This is a genomic window from Halomonas sp. JB37 (genome assembly GCF_002332255.1).
GTDB lineage: Bacteria > Pseudomonadota > Gammaproteobacteria > Pseudomonadales > Halomonadaceae > Vreelandella > Vreelandella casei.
This window is the reverse complement of the sequence record NZ_NRGW01000001.1, coordinates 393,119-408,505: the sequence shown is the minus strand read 5'-3', so window position 1 is coordinate 408,505 and position 15,387 is coordinate 393,119. Positions and strand designations below refer to the sequence as shown.

Genomic DNA, 15,387 nt, shown 5'->3' with positions numbered 1-15,387 from the left:
GAGTACCAAGGCAAAAAAACAAGGAAGGTCGTCGTGGCGCGTTTTTCCCGTTCGGATTTTACTCTAGAGAGCTTTCGTCGCCAGTTGGCCAATGTCGATGCCCTTCCACAGCTTTGCTTGCTGGGGCTCGTCTCTGGGATTATTACCGGCGCGGTGATGGTGGCGTTTCGCCTGCTCTTGGAAACAGGCGCGGCGCTGTACATGACCGATGGCGACCCTGAAGCCTTTGAAAGCATGGCGCCTTGGCTGCGTACGCTGCTTCCACTCGTGGCGGTTACCTTAGTGGGTGTTTTGCTGTATCGGCAAAAGCCTGCCGCGCGCAAGCTAGGTGTTGGCCATGTAATTGAGCGGCTTTCCTACCATCAAGGTCGCTTTCCTCTGCGTAACTGGCTTAATCAATGGTGGGTCGGCGTCATTTCTGTGCTTGGCGGGCTATCCGCTGGCCGCGAAGGGCCTGCTATTCATTTAGGCGCCGCGGCAGCAAGTGGCTTAGGCCAACAGATGCGCTTACCCAATAATAGCTTAAGAGTTCTAGTAGCGTGCGGTACCGCTGCTGGCATTTCCGCTTCATTTAATACGCCTATCGCCGGGGTCATCTTTGCCATGGAAGTTGTCATGATGGAGTACACCCTGATGAGCTTTATGCCGGTCATTTTAGCCTCTACGATGGGCGCGCTGATGGCACAGCTTGCCTATGGGAATGAGCCGGCTTTTCGTATTCCAGAAGTAGTGCTTGGTTCGTTAATGAACCTTCCTTGGATTGTGCTCACCGGGCTATTTATCGGCTTGCTGGCGGGGCTATTTATTCATATTTCGCGCAGTCAGCGGATACAAGCCTGGCCGCTTTGGCTGCGTTTAGGGCTAGTCGGCGTAGCCACGGGTGCTGTTGCCTGGTGGTTTCCGCAAGTACAGGGCATTGGTTACGACAGCGTGGCGGCTGCGCTCAATAATCAGTTGGAAATTAAAGTCCTGCTGGCGCTAATGATAGCCAAGCTATTACTGACGGCGCTGACCGTTTCTGGCGGAGTGCCAATCGGTATTATCGGCCCCGTGCTAGTCGTCGGCGCAGCGACAGGCGCGCTGTTTGGGCTGTTGGGCGGCTGGCTGTGGCCCGATAAAGCCGCTGACCCGGGTGTTTATGCCATGCTAGGCATGGCTGCGATGATGGGGGCGGTGTTGCAAGCGCCGCTGGCAGCGTTGATGGCGCTTTTGGAGCTGACGCATACGCCGAGTATTATGCTACCCGGCATGTTGGTGGTGGTCGTTGCGTGTCTCACCTCGCGTCAAATTACCGGCTGTGAAGGCTTTTTTATTAGCTCGGTACGCTATGGTTTGCACCCTTTGCAGCAACCACTGATGCAAGCGCTCTCAAGAGTATCAGTACCCGCCGTGATGGAACGCCAACTGGTGCGGACTGAGCGAATGATTCCCTCTGATCAGGCGCGTTTGCTGCTCGAAACTAATCCGGTATGGCTGGTGATCGAGCGTTCAAGCGAGGAAAAACCGGTGCTGGCGCTTAAAGCTGCAGAGCTTGCACGCTGGTTGCTCGAACATGATGAAGCGCTTAGCGATCAACCACCGCCGGACGATGAGTTGATTGATTTGTTAGAAATCCCCGGGCAGCGCTTAGAATTGGCGCCGATTGGACTGCAGGCAACGCTTTCTGAAGCCTTTCTAAAACTTCAAGATAATGCGCTAGGGGCACTGTATGTCGTTCATGGTTATCGCCCTAAGCAGCAACGGATTTCAGGTATTATTACCCGTGGTGCTATCGAACGTTATTATCACTACTCAGAGCCCCGCGGTGCTGACCCCCGTGAAAACGATTTACAAGAGAAAGATTCATCAGTTAAGGAGCGATAATGTATCTATGGGTGAAGGCTATTCACTTAATGGCCGTGGTGACCTGGTTTGCTGCACTGTTCTATTTGCCTAGGCTGTACGTTTATCACGCTACCGCACGGGATAATGGCGATGACCAGGCAATGAGCTATTTTAAAACCATGGAACGCAAGCTTTACCGCGGCATCATGACGCCGTCTATGATTGTGGTGTTAGTGTTTGGCGGTTGGATGCTTTACTTGGTGCCGGCATGGTTTAGCCAAGGGTGGATGCACGCTAAGCTGGCCTTAATAGTGGTTCTAATTGCCTATCATCACGTTTGTTTGATTTATTTAAAGCAGTTCGCTCAAAATCGCTGTACCAAAAGCCATGTGTTTTTTCGCTGGTTTAACGAAGCGCCCGTCATTGTGCTTATCGCGGTTGTGTTACTCGCGGTTGTGAAACCCTTTTGATGCGCCAACCGCTTCCTCCCGTTGTTTTGGTGCTGGCTGGACATGACCCGACTGGCGGTGCGGGTTTAATTGCTGACAGCGAAGCTATTTCGGCATGCGGTGGTTGGGCTGTCACTATTCCCACCGCGCTGACGGTACAAAATTGTCATAATGTGACTAGGGTGATACCTGCTGACTCTAACGCAATGCGTCAAATGGCCGAGGCGATGAGCGAGATGCAGGTCGCGGCCATTAAGATTGGCTTGCTTGCCGATGAAGCCACGCTGCGTGCGGCGGAGCAAATTATCCGACGGTTTCCGGGCATTCCCGTGGTCGCCGATCCGGTATTTAGAGCAGGCGGCGGAACTGAGTTATCCACACCCGATTTACGGCAGCTATTTATTGATCGCGTGCTACCGCTTGTGGATATCTTAACGCCCAATCGCGCGGAACTCGCTCAGTTAACGCCGGGTATCGCCACCCCTTACGACGATACCTCGCGTGCAGTGGCGCTGATGTCTCAAGGGTGCCAGGCAATTTTAGTAACGGCCACCGATGAACCATTACCGGGCAACGATCACCAGGTAGTCCACACATTGCATTCGCCAGAGACCACTCGCCAATGGCAGTGGCCGCGGCTGCCCGAACAGTTTCACGGCTCCGGTTGCACGCTTGCTTCAGCTATTGCCGCACGATTGGCTGTGGGTGAGCGCTTACCAACTGCCTGTGAGCAAGCTCAGCACTTTACTTGGGAAAGCTTGTCTCAAGGCTTTCAGCCACCCAGTGGCCAGTGCTTGCCTAACCGCTTTTCACAGGCTGTCCGCTTTTGATCCTATCTTCTGTACGCCTTTTATTTAGAGGATGTCATGACCACATCAGCTGAACTATTCGATCTAGCGAGCCGCCATATTCCTGGCGGCGTAAATTCGCCTGTCCGGGCATTTAAAGGTTTGCACCGTCCGCCGGTTTTTATGGAGCGCGCTCAGGGCGCCTTCCTGTTTGACGTTGAAGGGAACCGCTATGTGGATTACGTGGGCTCCTGGGGACCAATGATCACAGGGCATGCCGATCAAGACGTACTGGCAGCCGTTCGAGCTCGTTTGGATAATGGCCTTTCGTTTGGCACCCCGACGGCGGTAGAAACCACCATGGCGGACCTCATCTGCGAGATGATTCCCTCTATGGATATGGTGCGTATGACTAGCTCTGGCACCGAAGCCACTATGTCGGCTATTCGCTTGGCGCGGGGCACCACCGGGCGCGATAAGATTGTTAAGTTTGAAGGTAATTATCATGGTCACTCGGACTCGCTGCTGGTAAAAGCCGGCTCAGGGGCACTTACCCACGGTGAACCTAGCTCACCAGGCGTACCTGCTTCACTGGCGGAGCATACGATCACTCTGTCGTATAACGACCCTGAAGGGGTTGAGGCGTGCTTTGCTGAGATTGGCGATCAGATTGCCTGCATAATCGTTGAGCCAGTGGCTGGCAACATGAACTGTATTCCACCCCAGCCAGGCTTCTTAGAAACACTGCGAAGAGTATGTAATGAACACGCTAGCGTGCTGATTTTTGATGAAGTGATGACAGGTTTTCGTGTGGCACTGGGCGGTGCACAAGCACACTATGGCATTACCCCGGATCTGACCTGCCTGGGTAAAATTGTCGGTGGCGGCATGCCGGTGGGCGCATTTGGTGGCAAGCGCGAGATTATGCAGAATATTTCTCCCATGGGTCCTATATATCAGGCAGGCACGCTGTCCGGTAATCCACTGGCGATGGCGGCGGGAATAGCTCTACTGACGAAGCTTCAGGTACCGGGTTTTCATGATGCGTTAACCCAGCGGGTGAATACATTGTGTCAGGGGCTGCAAGAGCGCGCCAACGCTGCACGTGTACCAATGATGACGCAATCAGCTGGCGGTATGTTTGGTCTCTTCTTTACCTCTCAACGTCGTGTGGATAACTTTGCCCAAGCCACGGCCTGTAATCCAGATGCATTCCGCCGCTTCTTTGGCGCGATGCTAGATCACGGTGTTTATCTGGCCCCTTCTGCCTATGAAGCGGGTTTTATGTCGAGTGCTCATACCCCGGAAGATATCCAGTTCACCCTGGATGCAGCAGAGAAAGCCTTTGCAGTTATGTAACGGCAAGTAACGTAAAGCTCGCTATACCACAAGAGCCGCTCATTACGAGCGGCTCTTGTGGTAAACGAGGTATCACAATGCAACGACCAACGGCTTGGCGATATGCGATGTGTGCGTCGGGGCTAATAGCATGCGCCCCACTGCTGGCGCAGTCGTCTCAGGAGCAGACTATGAATGAGATCCATATCAGCATGAGCGGCTCTCCAGGCGCAGAGTTTTCAGCCCACTGGCGTATTACCCATGAGGGCGAAACGACGGAGCATGTCGAAGATCGTGGGACCGTACCTGCCGAGTACACGTTTATCGGTACTGAACTGGAAGGTGCCGTTAAATTGTTGAGTGATGATGAGCAACTGGACGTCGACATTCAAAAAGGCACTAACCGTACTCGTTCTTCTACCCAAGGGGTGGGAGGCACGTTAACGCTCGTGATGCGGTAGGGATATCTAAATATCACCGTATTAATTTATCTTAAATTAGCGTGTTCTAACCTATATTTTTCTAAGATACGTTCAGTAACATTTTGTTGGCTTTTGATACGGCGGATGAGCGCGTAAACTGACGCTCTAATGTCTGGAGTGTTTGTCATGTCAGCAGCCAATACCCTTGTTCTGGCGAGTGGAAATAGCGGAAAGTTAAGAGAATTCAATCAATTACTTTCACCTTTAGGCTTTGATGTTCGCCCTCAAGCAGACTTTGGGGTTATTGATGTCGAAGAGACAGGGTTAACATTCGTAGAAAATGCCCTGCTCAAAGCCCGTGAAGCGAGCCTTATTAGTGGTTTGCCCGCGCTATCGGACGATTCTGGCCTCGAAGTGGACGCATTGAATGGTGCGCCGGGTATCTATTCCGCGCGCTATGGCGGCGAGCCAAAAAGTGATCAAAAAAATAATGAGACGTTATTAGCCGCGTTAAACGATTGTGCGGAAGGTCAGCGCAGCGGGCGCTATTGGTGCGTACTGGTTTACTTGCGCCATCCTAAAGATCCGGTTCCGGTGATCGTACAGCGCAGTTGGGAAGGTGAAATTCTTGCTCATCCGCGGGGCCAGGAGGGGTTCGGCTATGATCCCCTTTTCTGGCTACCGGATCAGGGAATGAGTGTTGCCGAGCTGCCCAGCGAAACTAAAAATCGCCTTAGCCACCGAGGCCGCGCGCTTCAGGGCTTGGTGGAGTTGCTGAAGGTGGCGCATGGCTGACACGCTGCCGCCGCTATCGCTTTATATCCACACCCCTTGGTGCGTACGTAAATGCCCCTATTGTGATTTCAATTCCCATGAGCCAGGTTCGCACGGCTTTACGCCGAAAGCGTTGCCTGAAGATGCTTATCTTAAGGCGCTGTTACAAGATCTGGATGGCGACCTTGCATTAGCCGCTGAACGGGAAATACAGACTATTTTTATCGGCGGTGGTACGCCGAGCCTGCTTTCGCCACTGTTTTATGATCGTTTACTGACAGAAATCAAGCGCCGGCTGCCTTTTGCTGACGATATTGAAATTACCTTAGAGGCCAACCCAGGCACTACCGAGCAAGAACGTTTCACTGGCTATCGTAATGCGGGTATTAACCGCTTATCGCTGGGTATTCAGAGCTTCCAGCCCGCCCAATTACATGCTCTTGGGCGCATTCATAGCGGCCAAGAAGCCGTGACAGCGGTTACCCAAGCGCGGCACGCTGGATTTACCAATATCAATATTGACCTCATGCACGGTTTGCCAGAGCAAACGCCTGAGCTTGCAATGGATGATATTGAGCAAGCCTTGGCCCTAGCCCCACAGCATCTTTCTTGGTATCAACTGACTCTAGAACCGAATACCGCCTTTCATTCTAATCCCCCGTTATTACCGGAAGAGGAGGCGCTTTGGGATATTCAGGACACAGGGCACCAGCATTTAGAGCAGGCAGGATTTGAACGTTACGAGATTTCGGCTTACGCCACTGCTAATCATCAAAGTCGTCATAATCTTAATTATTGGCAGTTTGGTGATTATTTAGGCATTGGTGCAGGCGCCCATGGCAAGCTTAGCCACATTGATCAAGATAAACAGTGGAATATCGAGCGGCGCTGGAAAACTCGCCAGCCTGATGCCTACCTTAAACGTATGGACGATTTGCGCGGTTTTGTGGCAGGCAAGCAGTTAATAACAGCAGATGAACTGCCCTTGGAGTTTGCCATGAACGCTTTACGGCTGACGGAGGGTGTTACGCTGGGTACGTGGACAGCTAACACAGGGCAGTCACATACTTTGTTACTGGAGCGTTTACAGTCCGCCGATAAAAAAGGACTTTTGATGCAAATGCCTGAAAAACTGCGTGCATCGCCTCAAGGTCTATTATTCTTGAATGAGTTGCTGGCATTAATTGGCGATGATTGATAAGTAATAAACCAACTATCTTTTAAGAAACAAACGATTGAAGATAAATAAGGAGTGAGTGATGCGTATTTCTCGACTACTGACACCGTTGGCCGCTGCTATTTTAGTCGCAGGTTGTGCCACCTCTGCCCCCTACGGTGGCCAAACGCAGCGCTCTAGCACCGCTATGGGTTCGGGCATTGGTGCCGCAATCGGTGCCGCTGCGGGTGCGCTGTCGGGCGATGGGAGTACTAGCCGTCGCGACCGTGCGTTGATTGGTGCTGCCGTCGGCGCTGCCGCAGGTGCTGGCGTTGGTGTCTATATGGACCGCCAAGAGCAGCAGCTGCGTGACAACTTGCAAGGTTCACGTATTGAGATTGATCGCCGCGGTGACGATATCGTCCTCAATATGCCAAGCGGTGTCACGTTTGGTTTTGACTCGGCCGACCTTACCAGTGAAGCACGCAGCGCCCTGAACGAAGTCGCTAGCGTATTGACGCAGTACCAAGACACTCGCGTTAACATTGCTGGTCATACCGATAGCACCGGCGATGCAAGCTATAACCAGCGCCTGTCTGAACGCCGCGCCCAGGCTGTCGGCAGTTACTTAACCCAGAACGGCGTCGGCTCTATGCGCCTCAATACATCCGGGTATGGTGCAACTCAGCCAATCGCTAGTAACGACAATGAACAGGGCCGTGCCCAGAACCGTCGCGTCGAAATCACGTTGACCCCCACCGGTGATGGTCAGGGCCAGCGTTAGTAAGCGCGAGTCGCTTAACTACTTATTGCCGCTGATAGCCCGCTATGTTCACATAGCGGGCTTTTTTATTCATCTGCTGACGAGTCCCCATGCTGTCATATCAACATGCCTACCATGCCGGTAACTTTGCCGATGTTCATAAGCATCTTACCCTGTATGCGGTGACCGATTATTTATTACGTAAAGAATCTGCCGTTACATATGTTGATACTCATGCAGGGCGCGGCCTTTATCCCCTTAGTGGGCAAGAGAGCCAACGCTTGCAAGAGTACCGCGAGGGTATTTGGCCACTTTGGCAGCAGCCTAAGTCCAGCGCCCCGCTCTTGGGCGCATGGAAAGAGGTGCTGAGAAGTGCCCAGCCGGACGCAGCCACGTTAACGCATTATCCGGGTTCACCCTGGTGGATGAGTAATGTGCTACGTGAGCAGGATAAGCTGCGTCTGTTTGAACTCCATCCCGGAGAGCACAAGGAGCTTAATGCCCAGGTATTATCGCCTAACGCACAGCGCGTTTTTGGTGATGGTCTAGTGGGATTAACAGATATGCTGCCGGTGAGAACGCCGCGACTGTGCGTGCTTATCGACCCAAGCTATGAGCGCAAAGTGGAGTATCAAGAGGTCGCTGAGACGGTGGTACACGCCTTGGAAAAAGTGCGCCATGGCGTGATATTAATCTGGTATCCATTGCTACCGGCAGGCCACCATCACGCGTTACTAGATACGCTAAAGGCGCGTGGAGTGCGCAAAATCTGGCGCAGCGAGCTGCTATTGCGCGCCCCAGCCGAGCAAGTTCACGGTATGTATGGCAGTGGCATGCTAGTGATTAATCCACCCTGGGGATTAGATCAGCAGCTAGCGGCGGCAATGGCGGAGATAACGCCGCTACTAGGCTCCAGCAGCCGCTATAAGGCAGATTGGTGGGTACAAGAGTAGCTGCCTTTGCTATCGATACAGAAATTAGAAAAACGTCCGCAAGCCTTACGGGTACTGGCTTCACGGATCGGGACGGCTCCAGAAGGGCACACATCAGGGCACACATTTGAAAGTTACCCCTCTTGGCCGGTGCCCTGTTCCCGCGCTCGCAGTGTACGCGCTGGCTGGGTTTTGTGCTTGTACTCCAGCGCCTGCATGACGCCTTCTTGGTCTGGCTGTCCGCCTACGTGAATGACAGCGGCAACCTCTCCAGTTTCAGCACACACAATCTCGATACGCGTCACGCGATGCTGCTGGCTTTCCACTTCCCTCTCCAGCGCCGCCAGACGCCTTTCTGTTTCTTTATTCATGCGTGCTTTTCTCCACAGTGGCGTAAAACGCATCTAGTCCACCCTGTTCAGTTTGTGGGCAGTCGCACGGCGTCGGGTGCTCTGGGTCGTATAAGCGTTCCAGGCACATTGCCGCACCCGCTACGGGTGTCGCTTGTTCAAGCGCTGCTAGCCGTTCTTGTGTTCGTTTCATAGCTCCACCCCGTAAAACGCCAGTAGCTTCAATTGCGCATCGCCCGGGAGGCGGTTTATATATTCTTCGGGGTCTTCATCGGGAAGCGGCTCAGGCACGTCTATACCTGCATTGGTATAAACATCCCGATACGTGGCCGCTGTGATTGGCTGGCTGCCCTGCAACTGCTCCAGCTCAGCAATGCGCTTCAGGTAGTCCCGCTTCATTGCTTTTCCTCCAGCGCTGTCAGCCGTCGTTCCAGTTCGTCAATCTCCACCACGCGGGCCAGTGCCGCCACTGACTGAACCAACTGCCCCGCCACGTCTGGGGCAATCTGGCCTTGTGCCGCGTGCTCGATGATCGCCCGTGCCGTGTCGGCAATGCCGGGGTTCTCTGGAAGTTCGATGGTGACAGGTGCCGTGCTGGGTTTCAGGGGTGGGCACAGCCGTTCCAGAACAATCTTGGCGGCTTGGATGTCACCCTGTAACGCCGCTTCCACCACCACCGCCGCCACCTCTTCGCCATGGGCTGCCAGCTTCTGGCGCAGGATTGTATGTTCAGACTTAGGCCGCCCGGATGGGTTGCCGCTGGTGCCAGGGGCAAAGGTGCCGCGCTTGGTTCGTACTGGTGTGCTCATGGCCTGCTGTCCTCCTGCTTATCAGGTGCTTGCTTAAATGATCGGCACCACCGCCGGTCAGTGTCCCAAAGCCCTGCAATGGCTTCAGGCTCTCCTTGGGCGCAATGCCCAAGGTTGGGGTGGTCGATCCGCTGGAAGTGCGTACAGGTTCCACAGGTGGCCGTGTAATCGGGTTCTAGTGGGGGTGGTATCTGCCGTGCTTGCTCCAGACAATAAGCCCGCGCATCAGGATTGGCCGCACACTTTGCTAGAACATCGGCAATAGTGACCGGGTAGGTTTCCTCGATATGCGCCAGCCATGCCCGGATAGCCGTTTCCTCTTCTGGGAATAGCTGGGTTGCTACGGCTACACTTGCTACTTTTGCTACAGCTCCTGCCTTGTTCAGGTTATGTGCAGCAGGTGTAGCAACTGTAGCTGTAGCATTCTCCCGTTTTTGGATCAGTGCGGATAACGTCATGCGGGCACCTCCAGCAAGGCCGGGTTCACCGCCACGTCAATGCGCCGTCCGTCCTTGCGCAGTCGCAGCCGGTCAAGCTCTGCCAGCTCCATGATGGCGCTATCCAGCCGCGCCCCATCCCGAACCGGCCCATGCTGGCGCAGGTAACGCTTGTTGACGGTTTCCACGCGCTCCCGCTGGCAATACTCGATCAGCCAGCTATCCAGCCGCGCCGCGTCGGCAAGCTCTGGTGGCAAGGCAAGTTCACCAAAGAAGCGCCGCGCTTCGCTCAGGTGCCATGCCGTGATCCGGCTGGCGCTCTCAAAGCAATCCAGATTGACAGCGCCCGTGCCGTGCTCAAACATCTGGAACAGTGCCGCCAGCCTTGCCGCGTTATCCGCGCTCTTTGATGCCACGTCCCGAACATCGAAAAGTTCGCCACCGCTGACAAGCTCCCGCTCGATGGCGTCGTGATACTCCACCCATGCCCGCTTGGCTTCGGCGGACAGTGACAGCATGGCCGGGGTCAGTGCACCGTCATCGTCTATCGGTTCGGGCTGGTTGAGTATCGCAGCCAATCGCCGATTGAAGGTCTCTAGGGCAGGCCAGCTTGCAGGGGCTTCGGTGAATGGTCGGGAACCTTGGGTTGATGCAGGCCACGCCACCAGAAACCGCGCCAGAAAGCCCGTACCACGCGCCAGCGCTCCCGACTTGCTGAAAAATTCCCGCAGGGTGGGTTCCTGCACCTGCAAGGCCACCGTCAGCCGTGCACCCTGTACCGTGAATGATTCGCTGGTGCGCCGGTCAATGGTCAGGCTGGTGCCATCCCACAACTGGTTCAGCGTTGCCAGATTGCGCATGACGCTATCCTTGCCCATGCCATGGGAACCAAACACAATGCCCGCCTCAGCCGATACCACGCCGCCGGAAGGCCATTGCTTCGCCAGTCCATGCGCCAGCGCCTCGGGGGTGGCGTCCGCGTATATCAGCCGGGGGACTCTTGGCAGCTCTGGTTTGTCTTGCTCCAGTTCGCGCAATGCTGACTCCATGCCATCCGTGGGCTTGCTGTCCTTTGCAAGGTGGCGGATTTTGTCCTTGATGCCGGATCGCTTGGCTTCCCATGCCTCAATATCAGCCTTGTAACGCTTCAGAACCGGCTTGGCGGCTTCTGTCTGCTCTGCCTCATAGTCTCGAATGGCCTTGGTGAAAAAGCCGTCACAGGTGCTTTTGCGCTCGCCTGAATCGGCAATGGTCAGCAGGAACAGCCCGGCAGGCCCGTGCAGTTTTTCCGCCCGCTTCACGTCCACATGGGCTTGAATCGCCAGCGACAGCGCCGCCAGTGCCGATGATGCCACCATGGGCAAGGGTGCCTTCACAAAGCCTGCCACCTCTTCCACCGCCGCCCGTACTGTGTCGGGCAATGCGTCTAAGGGGTAAGGCTCAGGCGCATGGCTGGCGGTCAGGGGCTGGGGGGTCGGCCATAGGGTGCCCGCAGCGCTGGCGCTCTGAATGGTGCGCTTCACCGTGCCTTTGCCGATGCTCACAGCCATATCGTTGAAGTCGGTCATGCCGGGGTCACGGTCAGCGCCAAATTCCGGCACCGCCAGTTTCCCGCCTACGGATTGCGCCGCCTCGATGGCATGGGGATCAGGCTTGCCGTCTGTCTTCAGCACATCCGCCAGGATCACCAGTTCCGCCGCCGGGTGGTGCTCCCGCATGGCTTTTGCCACCACCGGCATATTGCCCGACGACAGCGCCGCAATCGCCGGGTTCCCGGTCGCCTCACTGGCTGATAGAACGGTTGCCACCCCCTCGCCTATCAACAGGGTCACACCTTGGCCGTTGCCGCCCGGTAGGCGCTCCGTTGCCCAGTAGCCACCGGCCTTGGTGCCACGCCCTGCCAGCGCCGTCTTGCGTCCGTCACCGTCGATCAATTCCAGGGTTGAAAGGTTGCCACCCTGTTTGACGGGCACCACCAGTAAGCGCCCGGTCAGCGGCTCGCCGCCGGACTTCGGTTGATAGCCCAGAAGCGAAGCCGCCGCGCTGGCGTCAATCTCCCGCAGGATGTCCGCTGGCGCTACTTGCTTGCGTACCAGATAGGGATGATCCGCTTGTGCGGGTGTCGCTGCCTTCAGGATCGCCGCCGCCTTGCTGGCCGCCTCTTGGCGTTCGCGCTGAATGGTTTCTTGCTCACGGGCCGCCCGCTCCGCTGCTTTGCGCTGGCGCTCTTCCAGCTCTTCCGGGGTTGGGCGCTGATAGGTGTTATCGTCCTGCCAGCCGCAGGCCCTAGCCTCATGGAACAGGGTGCCGATGGTTACACCACCGTCAGGCTTGATGCTTCGCCATACGCCCCGTGCATCGCCGATTTTGTAGGACTCCGCTTGCTGGCTCCAGCCATCCCACAGGTCAAAGCCGGAATCACCCAGTTCTGACTTGATCGCCATGCCCATGCGCAGCCAGGTTTCCCGGTCATCCGCTGGGACAAAGTTCAGGGCAGTGCCGATACGGTCAAAATCATTCATACCGCCCCCCTTTGCCGGACAGCAACACATAAAGCCCTTGCCTGTGTTTCTTTCCGGTCGCGTCTGCTTCCCACTGCCAATGGGTGGCAATGTCGTTGCCAGCGTCTTTAAGCTCCTTTATGCGTCCTGCCGGGTGCATAATTCCCAGTTCATTGCGAGCTTGCAGGGTGGTGATTCGCTGGTGATATTTAAGCCAATTAAGTAATGCTGCTCGTTGCGCAGCTCTGGATTGGTGTTTGCGGGTTGCGGTAAAATTATCGGTGCCAGCCAAACAATCTTCCCGCCCCGTCATAGGGGCTTTTTCTTTTCTCATGGTTGCCCCCTCAAGCCTTTCGGCTATCGCCAATGCGCGCTTCAATCCACGCATCAACTTCTGTTGACAGCCATCCGACAGATTTAGCACCAAGGCTTATGGGTGCAGGAAAAGTGCCTGCTCGAACGTGTTGATAGATGGTGGATCGTGCCAGCCCGGTACGGGCTTCCACTTGTTTGCGCCGCAGAATAATAAGCGCTGTTTGGGCTTGTGCAGTCATGCTAAATGCTCCTTAGCTTACGACGGAACAGCTCCGCCTTAACTGGCACAATAGGGGGTTAGATTTGCGGTGTGACGTGGGGGTTTTTGGTAGCTTGGCCTACTATTTTCCCCCAGAGTTAGGCGGGGAAAGGGATTAGTCCAAAAAAGTTATTTTAGGATTGTCGGCCTTTTCCTTTAACCGGCCCAGCTCCTTGGCGGTTTCCAGAATATCCTTGTGCAGCTCGTCAACACTGGCGTTTGCCACATGGCCGCCAGCTGCCGTAAGTAGTGCCTTAATAAAATAGTGAAACTCACCAACTGGATCTTGTTCTTTGTTCTTTTGCCGTTGGGGGATCTTGTCGGTATTTTTTATCAGCTTCCACGCCACGATGATTTCAACACAAAGATAAAGCCGTGCAGCTTTCGGAAGCTTCCCTTGTGATGTTGAGCGTGTTGCTTGCATGCACTTCTTAAGTGCGTCCATTTCCCACAGAAACTTATTCAGTTCAGCCCTCATGCCCTCATTGCTATAACAACTTTCTCGCAATGCGTGTGCATGTTTGAAGGCATCATCCACTTTTTTCAGGTTATTTTTGTGAAGCTCCCTTTCATACGTCTTGACGGTCATATCACTATCGCGCAGCACACTTTCCAACTGGCTTATTTTTTCAGCCAGACCGGTGGCGATATTTGAAATTGTTTCCTCAGTGACAGCGCCCGGCGCTGCTCTTTCTTTCAATAGGCCAATAATTTTCTTTTCCATTTCCATCACCCCGCCTGATACGCTTTACCAAAGCGTCCGATAATTACCTTGCGCCCTTCGTCTATCTGGCTATCCACAAAGTCAGCCCACCATTGCAACATTTCCCGGCGCTGGTCAGCGTATTGCGCTCGGTTGTAAACGCCTCGAATGCCCTTGGTTTCGTGGGCAAGCGCCTTCTCGATCCAGTCGGAATTGAAGCCCGCTTCATGCAGATGGGTTGATGCCGTGCGCCGGAAGTCGTGGATAACAAAATCCCGCACATCATGTTCCAGCGAACGCACAGCGCTGTTCAGGGTGGTTTTAGATATGGGCTTGCTCAGTGTGTTACGGCTGGGGAAAACCCATTCAGAACCACTTGAAAGCCCCTTCAATTCCTCCAGCATGGCAATGGCCTGCCGTGACAGCGGAACAAAGTGCGGATGATCCATCTTCATGCGCTCGCCGGGGATAAACCATTCCGCCTTAGCAAGGTCTATCTCTTCCCACCGGGCTTCGATCATTTCCGACTTGCGCACCATGCACAGGATTAACAGGTGCAGCGCCAGCTTGTGGGAACGGTTCATGCTGGATTGATAGATTGCCCTCAACAGCCTCCCGACTTCATCCGACGATAACGCAACATCGCGGCTTTTGGCTGTGGCAATGTACTTTGCTTCGATGGCTGCCGCCGGGTTGCTGGTCATCTTCTCCCGCGCAATGGCGTAGGAAAACAGCCGCTTCAGGATGTTGCGGGTTTGAAGTGCCATCTGGTCGGAACCACGATTCTTTATCTTGTCCGTGATTGCCAGAACATCCGTGACGGTCACTTCATCCAGCGCCTTGCCACCTATGGCGGGGATGATGTCCTTATCCAGAACGCGCTTGATGTTGCGGGGGTTGCTGTTCGCAGGTTCTGCAATCTTCTGGAACCATTCCCATGCGAAGGCTTCCACCGTGTTGCTGGCCTTTGCTTCGGCCTCTTGTTGCCGCGCCCTCTCGATGGCGGCCACGCACCAATGACGGATGAAAAGTTCTGACAGCTCCTTTGTCGCCGGGGTCGCGTCATCCGGTATCGGATCGCCACGCCGCAGCGCCATAGGGGACAGCCCGCGCCCTATCAGCGCCTTGCAGTCATCGCGCCAGGATCGGGCATCAGCCAGGGAATAGGTGGGGTAGTCGCCGAGGGTCGCTTTCTCTTGCTTGGCATTACGCCCACCCATCCGGTAGCGCAGCTTCCATGACTTCCGCCCGCCGGGTTGCACCAGCAGGAACAGCCCGCCCTCGTCCGATGCTTGATACGCCTTGGCATCAGGTTTCAGCTTTCGCAATTTCGCATCTGTTAGCGCCATGTCATGCCCTCATCTGTAGCAAAAGTAGCAACTGTAGCTGTAGCAAACCGCCCAGATTGGGGGGGGAAGGCCGCATTTGGGGCACCCCTACCCTTGGCATTTGTGTGATGGGCACACATCCGCCTTAACGCTTTAGTTCCAGTAGGTTGTGCGTTATTTACTGCCTTAGTGTGCCCACATGTGTGCCCTAAATATTCCCGGATTACCCCCTGATAACG

19 protein-coding genes are annotated in these 15,387 nt (G+C 55.0%); 9 read left to right on the top strand and 10 right to left on the bottom strand.

Features of this window, described 5'->3' with window-relative positions; genetic code table 11:
• Positions 1 to 33 precede the first annotated feature (33 nt).
• From CIK78_RS02045 to rlmJ, 9 genes are all read left to right on the top strand, one after another.
• Complete coding sequence (locus CIK78_RS02045) at positions 34 to 1,863, top strand: chloride channel protein (protein WP_096276729.1); 1,830 nt, start codon at positions 34 to 36, stop codon at positions 1,861 to 1,863.
• Positions 1,863 to 2,294 (top strand): protoporphyrinogen oxidase HemJ, encoded by a 432-nt coding sequence (gene hemJ / locus CIK78_RS02040; protein ID WP_096276727.1) that lies wholly within the window; start codon positions 1,863 to 1,865, stop codon positions 2,292 to 2,294. The genes CIK78_RS02045 and hemJ overlap by 1 nt, the downstream gene beginning before the upstream one ends.
• Positions 2,294 to 3,103 carry a hydroxymethylpyrimidine/phosphomethylpyrimidine kinase gene (locus tag CIK78_RS02035; protein ID WP_096276725.1) on the top strand — a complete coding sequence of 270 codons (810 nt, stop codon included), beginning with the start codon at positions 2,294 to 2,296 and terminating at the stop codon, positions 3,101 to 3,103. The genes hemJ and CIK78_RS02035 overlap by 1 nt, the downstream gene beginning before the upstream one ends.
• A gap of 36 nt (positions 3,104 to 3,139) precedes the next feature.
• Positions 3,140 to 4,420: a glutamate-1-semialdehyde 2,1-aminomutase gene (gene hemL, locus CIK78_RS02030; protein ID WP_096276723.1), complete on the top strand. Its 1,281-nt coding sequence runs from the start codon at positions 3,140 to 3,142 to the stop codon at positions 4,418 to 4,420.
• A gap of 170 nt (positions 4,421 to 4,590) precedes the next feature.
• The gene (locus CIK78_RS02025; protein WP_096276720.1) at positions 4,591 to 4,860 is read left to right on the top strand and encodes a hypothetical protein; all 270 of its coding nucleotides are present in this window, start codon (positions 4,591 to 4,593) and stop codon (positions 4,858 to 4,860) included.
• 147 nt (positions 4,861 to 5,007) lie between these two features.
• A complete protein-coding gene (gene rdgB / locus CIK78_RS02020) occupies positions 5,008 to 5,616 on the top strand; it encodes an RdgB/HAM1 family non-canonical purine NTP pyrophosphatase (RefSeq protein WP_096276718.1) in 609 nt (202 codons plus the stop codon).
• Positions 5,609 to 6,793: a radical SAM family heme chaperone HemW gene (gene hemW / locus CIK78_RS02015; RefSeq protein ID WP_096276716.1), complete on the top strand. Its 1,185-nt coding sequence runs from the start codon at positions 5,609 to 5,611 to the stop codon at positions 6,791 to 6,793. The genes rdgB and hemW overlap by 8 nt, the downstream gene beginning before the upstream one ends.
• A gap of 61 nt (positions 6,794 to 6,854) precedes the next feature.
• Positions 6,855 to 7,535, top strand: a complete 681-nt coding sequence (locus CIK78_RS02010) for an OmpA family protein (RefSeq protein ID WP_096276714.1) — start codon at positions 6,855 to 6,857, stop codon at positions 7,533 to 7,535.
• A gap of 89 nt (positions 7,536 to 7,624) precedes the next feature.
• Positions 7,625 to 8,467: a 23S rRNA (adenine(2030)-N(6))-methyltransferase RlmJ gene (gene rlmJ, locus CIK78_RS02005; protein ID WP_096276711.1), complete on the top strand. Its 843-nt coding sequence runs from the start codon at positions 7,625 to 7,627 to the stop codon at positions 8,465 to 8,467.
• Positions 8,468 to 8,580: 113 nt separating this feature from the next.
• On the opposite strand, the gene CIK78_RS02000 is transcribed toward rlmJ, so the two are convergent.
• The 10 genes from CIK78_RS02000 to CIK78_RS01960 all read right to left on the bottom strand — a co-directional run bounded on the left by CIK78_RS02000 (position 8,581) and on the right by CIK78_RS01960 (position 15,169).
• Positions 8,581 to 8,817 (bottom strand): hypothetical protein, encoded by a 237-nt coding sequence (locus CIK78_RS02000; RefSeq protein WP_096276709.1) that lies wholly within the window; start codon positions 8,815 to 8,817, stop codon positions 8,581 to 8,583.
• Positions 8,810 to 8,989, bottom strand: coding sequence for a hypothetical protein (locus CIK78_RS17735; RefSeq protein WP_141393019.1), 180 nt, complete (start codon positions 8,987 to 8,989; stop codon positions 8,810 to 8,812). Before CIK78_RS17735 ends, CIK78_RS02000 begins: the two co-directional genes overlap by 8 nt.
• Positions 8,986 to 9,195, bottom strand: coding sequence for a hypothetical protein (locus CIK78_RS01995; protein ID WP_096276707.1), 210 nt, complete (start codon positions 9,193 to 9,195; stop codon positions 8,986 to 8,988). The genes CIK78_RS17735 and CIK78_RS01995 overlap by 4 nt, the downstream gene beginning before the upstream one ends.
• Complete coding sequence (locus CIK78_RS01990; RefSeq protein ID WP_096276705.1) at positions 9,192 to 9,605, bottom strand: DUF5681 domain-containing protein; 414 nt, start codon at positions 9,603 to 9,605, stop codon at positions 9,192 to 9,194. The genes CIK78_RS01995 and CIK78_RS01990 overlap by 4 nt, the downstream gene beginning before the upstream one ends.
• Positions 9,602 to 10,063, bottom strand: a complete 462-nt coding sequence (locus CIK78_RS01985) for a hypothetical protein (RefSeq protein WP_096276703.1) — start codon at positions 10,061 to 10,063, stop codon at positions 9,602 to 9,604. The genes CIK78_RS01990 and CIK78_RS01985 overlap by 4 nt, the downstream gene beginning before the upstream one ends.
• Positions 10,060 to 12,564, bottom strand: coding sequence for a DUF3987 domain-containing protein (locus tag CIK78_RS01980; RefSeq protein ID WP_176483347.1), 2,505 nt, complete (start codon positions 12,562 to 12,564; stop codon positions 10,060 to 10,062). Before CIK78_RS01980 ends, CIK78_RS01985 begins: the two co-directional genes overlap by 4 nt.
• Positions 12,557 to 12,877, bottom strand: a complete 321-nt coding sequence (locus tag CIK78_RS01975; RefSeq protein ID WP_217990261.1) for a helix-turn-helix domain-containing protein — start codon at positions 12,875 to 12,877, stop codon at positions 12,557 to 12,559. Before CIK78_RS01975 ends, CIK78_RS01980 begins: the two co-directional genes overlap by 8 nt.
• Before the next feature lie 10 nt (positions 12,878 to 12,887).
• Positions 12,888 to 13,097, bottom strand: coding sequence for an AlpA family transcriptional regulator (locus CIK78_RS01970; protein WP_096276699.1), 210 nt, complete (start codon positions 13,095 to 13,097; stop codon positions 12,888 to 12,890).
• Positions 13,098 to 13,232: 135 nt separating this feature from the next.
• The gene (locus CIK78_RS01965; protein WP_096276697.1) at positions 13,233 to 13,847 is read right to left on the bottom strand and encodes a hypothetical protein; all 615 of its coding nucleotides are present in this window, start codon (positions 13,845 to 13,847) and stop codon (positions 13,233 to 13,235) included.
• Positions 13,847 to 15,169, bottom strand: a complete 1,323-nt coding sequence (locus CIK78_RS01960) for a tyrosine-type recombinase/integrase (protein WP_096276695.1) — start codon at positions 15,167 to 15,169, stop codon at positions 13,847 to 13,849. Before CIK78_RS01960 ends, CIK78_RS01965 begins: the two co-directional genes overlap by 1 nt.
• Positions 15,170 to 15,387: the final 218 nt, after the last annotated feature.